The sequence below is a fragment of the Mycobacterium sp. 4D054 genome (assembly GCF_052245755.1).
Classification (GTDB): domain Bacteria; phylum Actinomycetota; class Actinomycetes; order Mycobacteriales; family Mycobacteriaceae; genus Mycobacterium.
In genome coordinates, this window is record NZ_JBQQCF010000096.1 from 1 (window position 1) to 6,487 (window position 6,487).

General features: G+C 57.3%; 5 protein-coding genes. All 5 read left to right on the plus strand.

Annotated features, from left to right (window positions below):
- Positions 1 to 113: 113 nt before the first annotated feature.
- The gene (locus ACTWP6_RS29525; protein ID WP_443189548.1) at positions 114 to 677 is read left to right on the plus strand and encodes an endonuclease/exonuclease/phosphatase family protein; all 564 of its coding nucleotides are present in this window, start codon (positions 114 to 116) and stop codon (positions 675 to 677) included.
- A 247-nt stretch (positions 678 to 924) separates the two neighbouring features.
- Positions 925 to 1,344: a hypothetical protein gene (locus ACTWP6_RS29530; protein ID WP_443189549.1), complete on the plus strand. Its 420-nt coding sequence runs from the start codon at positions 925 to 927 to the stop codon at positions 1,342 to 1,344.
- 105 nt (positions 1,345 to 1,449) lie between these two features.
- Positions 1,450 to 3,300 (plus strand): DUF4012 domain-containing protein, encoded by a 1,851-nt coding sequence (locus ACTWP6_RS29535; protein ID WP_443189550.1) that lies wholly within the window; start codon positions 1,450 to 1,452, stop codon positions 3,298 to 3,300.
- A 90-nt stretch (positions 3,301 to 3,390) separates the two neighbouring features.
- Positions 3,391 to 4,818: a polysaccharide biosynthesis tyrosine autokinase gene (locus tag ACTWP6_RS29540; RefSeq protein ID WP_443189551.1), complete on the plus strand. Its 1,428-nt coding sequence runs from the start codon at positions 3,391 to 3,393 to the stop codon at positions 4,816 to 4,818.
- Between the two features lie 177 nt (positions 4,819 to 4,995).
- Positions 4,996 to 6,285 (plus strand): O-antigen ligase family protein, encoded by a 1,290-nt coding sequence (locus ACTWP6_RS29545; RefSeq protein WP_443189552.1) that lies wholly within the window; start codon positions 4,996 to 4,998, stop codon positions 6,283 to 6,285.
- Positions 6,286 to 6,487 lie beyond the last annotated feature (202 nt).

Here is a 6,487-nt window from a genome sequence, read left to right on the forward strand (position 1 = left end):
ACGCTAACGACCAGCGAACCTCTTGTATCAGATGAAATGAGAAAGCTGACCCGTCGGATTCTCACCCGAACTGATACACCGCAGTTCAGGACGCCGTCCATACATCAGGTCAGATGAGAACGGACATCAACGAGGAGTTTCCCTATTCTCTTCTGTTTCCTGCTCCGAATGCGAGCGGGAACGGGATCTGGAGTCGGCACCCGTTGATCCCGCTGTCGCCCACACGATTCTGGAACTCCAGCATTGTCGCGGCACGGGCGCAGATTCCAGGTGTGCGATCCGACGTCGCCGTGGCCAGTATCCACGTCACCTCGCCGATGGCGTCGTTCGGCAGCTGGCGGAACGGCATCGTCGCCACCAAGTCGCGGCTGAAAGGTCTGGCCGACGCAGTCGAGTCCGGAGCGGTAATCGCATCAGGGGATTTCAACAGCACGCCGGACATGCGACAGTTCCGCGACCTCCTCGCCAACGGATACCGGGACGGTGTCGTTCAGTCAGGCGCCGGCTACGCGCCCACCTTCCCCTCGAAGGGCGCGATCCCGCCGTTGATCACGATTGACCACGTGCTGACGCGGCACGCAAACGTGAACTCCCTCCGCAGTGTCTCGCTGCCGGGTAGTGACCATCGTGCACTTCTAGCCACCGTCGGAATTTCACCCGCGAATGCCCGATCCTGAGAAAAAGCCAAAAAAGCGCATCACCAGCAAACATGCTACGGCTCTCCCGGGGGAGCCCGAATTTGAGCCGGAAAAGCCGCCGAAGACACCGGGCCCGAGCGGGATAACCAAGCGCCGAGAAGCCCTGGTAATCGGCTGTTTTCAGCGTCGCAACACAGGTTCCTGAAAGAAAGCGCGTTCCGGTTGACAGGGGTTCCGGAGTCTGACATATTCTCAGCTAACTCAACCGGAGTGAAATGAGGGGGACATGGCTACTGTGGCCGCGAAATTGTCTAACGTAAGCACCAAGTTCCAGGTGGCCACGGCGGCCACGGCGGTGGCCGCGGCAGCTGCTCTGACGCCGGCTGTCGCCGCGAACGCGGACATTGCGCTGCCCGCGCCCACGGCGCCGGCGATGACGGAGCTGGCCAACATCGCGGCCGCGCCTGCGCTGGGTGCCGCTTCGATTGCCCAGCAGGGTGGTTGGGTCTGGTTCGGTCCTGCGCGGCCGGACGCCCCGCCGAAAACCACGATCCTCGAGTTCAACACCGCGGCGTTGATTCCGGGCTTCGTCAAGCGGTGGTTCGGCTGGCTGGGTCAGCTCAACTTCGATGCCTGCATCTTCGGCATCACCGTCTCCATCGGGCCCTACTTCTCGGTCAAGGGTTCGATTAGCCGGGGCTGCTGATCCTCGTACATGCGGTTAGTCAGATGGGACTGCCAGTGATGGCAGTCCCATTCTGCATGTTCAGGCCAAGTGACGAGAGTCCACCGACCACGGGAATCCTTCTGAGTGAATAAGTTCTCCCGCCGTCCGTCCGGCGATGGGCCGGACGGCGATGACGACCTGTCAACTGACGAAGACGAGCGCCGGCCGCACTGGCTGCGGGATCGCCACGGTGCGGTATGGACCGCTCTGGCACTGCTTATCGTCGTTATTGCCTTTGGCGCCTGGTTGGGCGTGCGCTCTTTCGATGCCAAAGACAGTCTGGAACAGGCACGTTCGAGTGCTCAGCAGGCCAAAGATGCATTGCTGCAGGGCAATACCGCCGAAGCGTCCCGGTTCGCCGACGATGCGCAAGCGCACGCACAGAGTGCGAGAGACGCCACGCATTCCGTTCCGTGGAATGTCATGTCCGTGATTCCCTGGCTGGGTAGCCCGTTCGAGTCGGGTCAGCAGATCTCGGACGTGGTTCTCGGTCTCGCTGCTGACGTGCTGAAGCCATCGACCGACGTAGGGGTTTCGATTTCGCCAGACAAGTTGTATGCCAACGGTCGAGTCGATGTGCAATCGTTGCGTGCCGAAGAACCTCAGTTGGCCAAGCTTTCAGAGGACGCCGCTCGGCTCGACTCCGAGGCGGCCGGCATCTCGGATCCGGGCTATCTGTCGCTGCTTCGCGATGCCCGTTCTCAGTTGCAGGAGCAGACGTCCGAGCTCGCTGGCCTGCTGGAGAACACCGCGTTGGCTGCTCGTCTCGTGCCGTCAATGATGGGGGCAGACGGTCCGCGCAATTACTTCATGGGCTTCCAGACCAACGCCGAAGCGCGAGGAACCGGCGGGCTCTTAGGCGGTTTCGGAGTCCTGCGGTTCGACAATGGCAAGCCCACAGTCGATGACCTCGGAAAGAACACGGAGCTAACCGACGCCGTCGCCACGGTGGACCTGGGCCCAGAATTCAACCAGCAGTACGGGTTCACCAATCCAAACACGGATTACCGGAACAGCAACTTGAGTCCGCACTTCCCAAATGCTGCCCAGATCTGGAAGTCGATGTGGGCGCAGAAGACCGGGATGAACGTTGACGGCGTCATCGCGATTGATCCGATCGCGCTTAGCTATATTCTCAGCGCTGTTGGGGCGGTGAAAATGCCGGACGGTGAGGTCATCACGAAAGACAACGTTGTCGAATTGACGGAGTCTACTGCCTACGTTCGTTTTCCCGCGGACCAGGTTGCGCGAAAGAACTATCTCCAAGACATTGCGAACCTCGTGGTCCAGAAAGTCACCGGACCCGTTGAATCTCCACGCAAGTTGCTAGACGCGTTGGGCAAGGCGGTAAGTGAACGCCGAATAGCGGTCTGGAGCGCCTCGCCCGCAGAGCAGTCGCTACTCGAAGAAACCCCACTGGCACATATTGTTCCGGATGACCCTGCGCCCTACGCCAACGTTGTCATCAACAACCTCGGCGGCAACAAGATGGACTACTACCTCGAGCGCAGTCTCGAATACGTCGCCGACGGGTGTGACGGACAGACGAGAATGTCGACTGTCACGGTCCGGATGAAGAACACGGCGCCCGCCGATGCACCGCTCCCCGAATACGTTGCCGGCACAGAGGGTCTTATTAGTAACGTCCCGTTTGAGGTGCCGAAAGGCACGATGGTTTCATCGGTGCGACTTCTTGCCACGACCAATGCGTCAGTGGCCAGTGTGCTCGCCAATGGTGAACGTGTGCCGTTTACCCAGAGTGCGGAACGCGGCCATCCGTCATTCGAAGTTCAAGTTCTGATCCCCCCGGGCCAATCTGGAGAGCTCGTCTTCCGACTGTCTGAACCGACGGCATCGGGCGCAGCTCGGGTGCCGGTGCAACCTCTGGTAGACGACCCCTCTCCCGTGGTAACGGTGCCTGAGTGTACGAAATAAGCCATGTAGAGCGACGTTGGTTGGCACATCTCCGTCGAACTTTGGTTCGCATGCGAGTGTCGTACGCGGCTTGATTGAGAGGATGTGTCAATGAGTTTGCAAGATGCTGTCCGGATACTCCGAACCCGGTGGGTCACAGTAGTCTTATCAGTGATTGTCGGGCTCCTTGGTGCAGTATTAGTGAGCCTATTAACGACACCGCTCTATCAGGCATCGACGAGACTTTATGTCTCATCTTCGGCAGGGTCTTCGGTGGCCGAAATGTACCAAGGGAACCGTCTTTCCCAGGAGCGCGTGGCTTCCTATACGCAGTTGTTGATGGGTCAGACGCTCGCTCAGCGCACGATAGATAAACTCAAGCTATCTAAGAGTGCGTCGGCATTGCAGCATAATATAAAAGCAAGTGCGAAAGTCGACACCGTACTTATAGTTGTTGAAGTGCTCGATGAGTCGCCGGTTCAAGCACGCGATATTGCAAATACATTATCGGACGAGTTCGTCTCCATGGTTAGGGAGCTCGAAACACCAGAAAATGGAGCAGTGCCCGATGCTCGGGTCGTTGTTGAACAGCGTGCCTCAATTCCGGATGCGCCAGTGGTACCGAGCATTCCCAGGAACATCCTGATCGGTTTGTTGGCCGGTCTGGTGTTCGGTATCGGACTGGCGCTACTGAGAGAAATTCTCGACAACACCGTGAAGACCAGCAAGACGCTCGAAGAAGTTGCCGGAGTCAGTATGGTCGGCAGCGTACCTCTCGACCGGGAACGCAGAAGGCAAACCGCAATTTCGTTCGAAAATGACAATTCTGCAATTGCAGAGGCTTTTCGGAAGCTTCGGACAAATCTACAGTTCCTTTCGGTTGATCGCCCGCCGCGTGTGATTCTGTTGACGAGTTCCGTTCCTTCCGAGGGAAAATCCACGACGTCAGTAAATATTGCGCTTGCTCTGGCTGAAGCCGAACACAATGTCGTCCTGGTTGACGGTGATATGCGCAGGCCCACCGTTGCGAAGTATTTGGACCTCGTAGGCACAGTCGGCTTCAGTACCGTTCTCAGTGGTCGAGCCACCCTGTCTGAGGCGCTGCAGAAGACGCGGTATCCGGGATTAACCGTGCTCACCTCGGGTGCTGTGCCGCCGAACCCTAGCGAACTGCTTGGTTCACAATCCGCAAGGACCTTGCTTAGTGAGTTGAAGGCGCAGTTTGACTACGTAGTCGTCGATTCTGCGCCACTTCTAGCAGTCACAGATGCGGCGATTCTTGCGGCCGGAGCAGATGGAGTACTGGTGGTGGTGCGACACGGCAGTACTCGTCGTGACCAGCTAGCGCACGCAATAGCAAATCTGGGCAGCGTGGGCGCGCACACGCTTGGCGCCGTGATGACCATGGTTCCCAGCCGAGGGAGTGGTTCGTACAGCTACGAATACTCGTACTACGGCGCGTCTGCCGAACCGGCTTCTAACCGCAAATCCAAAACCGTGAGTCATAGCAGCAAAAGCCGGCGCGGAGTTTCCGACTGACATGTTGATGTCGTCGGGCGCATTCGACGGTCCCGTGGCATCCGGCATATGCCGCTGGCGCCAAGTGGTCTCGCCCGCGCGGAGATCGGCCGACGATTCTGGTCGCGACTATTTGTTCGGCGTCTGTCGGGAAGGCGAGGCCGACCTTATGATGCACTTGGGCCGAGAAGCTCTGACGTGAGAGCTGACGAACGTTCCGCGACGGTGATTCGCGTCCATCGACAAATTGCCGAGATCCAGGTTAGTAGCGCTGCGCGGTTCATTGATCACCTCGTCAAGCTTGTCTATTTTTATCCGATACTTTGGATTGCGGGCCTCGGCGGTACGTTCTTTCTGATAACTGCTTCGGTTGGAGTCCTGTACCTATTGCGAGCCCGCCAATGCACCGAAAGCAGAATAGCAATTGCAATCGCTATTCTTGCGGCGGGATCGGTCCCAATTGGATTCTGGTACTTCGGATTCGACGTAGTGCGAGGCCTTTCCGTTCTCGGAAACATTGCTGTGTGGATCACATTAGCTGCAGGCCTTTCTGCAGCAAGGCTCACGGCAGTCCGACCAAAGCTCAGTTACGCATTAGTCACGGTGGCAGCGATACAGGGTGCTCTGACATTTGTGTCGGTCGCTATATACCCAGCCAAGCTGCCGGTACCACTACTTCGCGATTATTCCGAATTTATGCCTAGTGGGCTTGGGGCGTTTGCAGAGAATAGTCTGGTCTATGCGGGATGGTTAGGCTCTGCTACGCACCGTTCAGCCGGTATGATGGCGAACGGGACCTGGGCTGGTGCGTTTGCGGCATTGGCTATTATTATAGCGATTGCTGAGTTCTCTCGGCGGAGGCACCGGGCACTTTTAATCCTCGCTATCTTACTCGCAAGTGTATCGGTGTACTATTCGTTGAGCCGAAGTACCTGGATGTTATTGGCCGTCGCGCTTCTTGCGGGTCAACTTTTCAAAATCCGAAGGCGCAGTCGGAGGACTTTTGCAGCTGTATTAACGATGGTGCTGCCGTTGATTATCGTGACACTAGTCAGTGGACGTTCGACCATCGTCGAGCTACTCGCTGAAGTGAATGATCAACGCGCGGGATCGGCGGAATCTAGGTTAGCGATCTACGAACGCACATTGCAGTACGTGTGGGATACCGGAGTCTTTTTCCTTGGCTTCGGCCTAAAGCCGCGTGAATCCGACCTAGTTGCTCCTGTGGCCAGTCATTCGACGTATATAGGGTTGTTGTTTCGCGCAGGAATTATATGTTTAGCGCTGCTTCTTGTCCTTCTATTTCGCCTTTTTTCCGAATCCGTGAAAGCCAATAATTCTGCCGGAATCGCTTTGTGGCTGTTTATTGCTTGCTGGATCGCCGTAGCGGATGTCGACGCCGGCCATATGGCGCCCATTTTTCTCATCTTTTGTTTGAAACCTGACACAAGCGAAGCTGTAGGTCCGGTTAGAACTTTGGCGACCTAGCTGTATATGTAGTGGCCTTGTACCGGCCGATCAACACTGGCCGAGTCGGGGGTGGCCTGACATCGCGCGCAAATTTGTCGTCTGCCAGGAGGATGGGACCAGTGTGAGCTGATTTTGCCAGGGTGATGGGACCACCTGGATTGCCAGTTATGGGACCACCGGCGCGTCGCGTCGGTGGTCCCTTCATCTGTTCGTTTGATCG

Excerpts from the sequence above, each read along its gene's own strand:
- ACTWP6_RS29525 (WP_443189548.1), top strand. The coding sequence starts at position 114 with ATGAGAACGGACATCAACGAGGAGTTTCCCTATTCTCTTCTGTTTCCT.
- ACTWP6_RS29530 (WP_443189549.1), top strand. The coding sequence starts at position 925 with ATGGCTACTGTGGCCGCGAAATTGTCTAACGTAAGCACCAAGTTCCAG.
- ACTWP6_RS29540 (WP_443189551.1), top strand. The coding sequence starts at position 3,391 with ATGAGTTTGCAAGATGCTGTCCGGATACTCCGAACCCGGTGGGTCACA.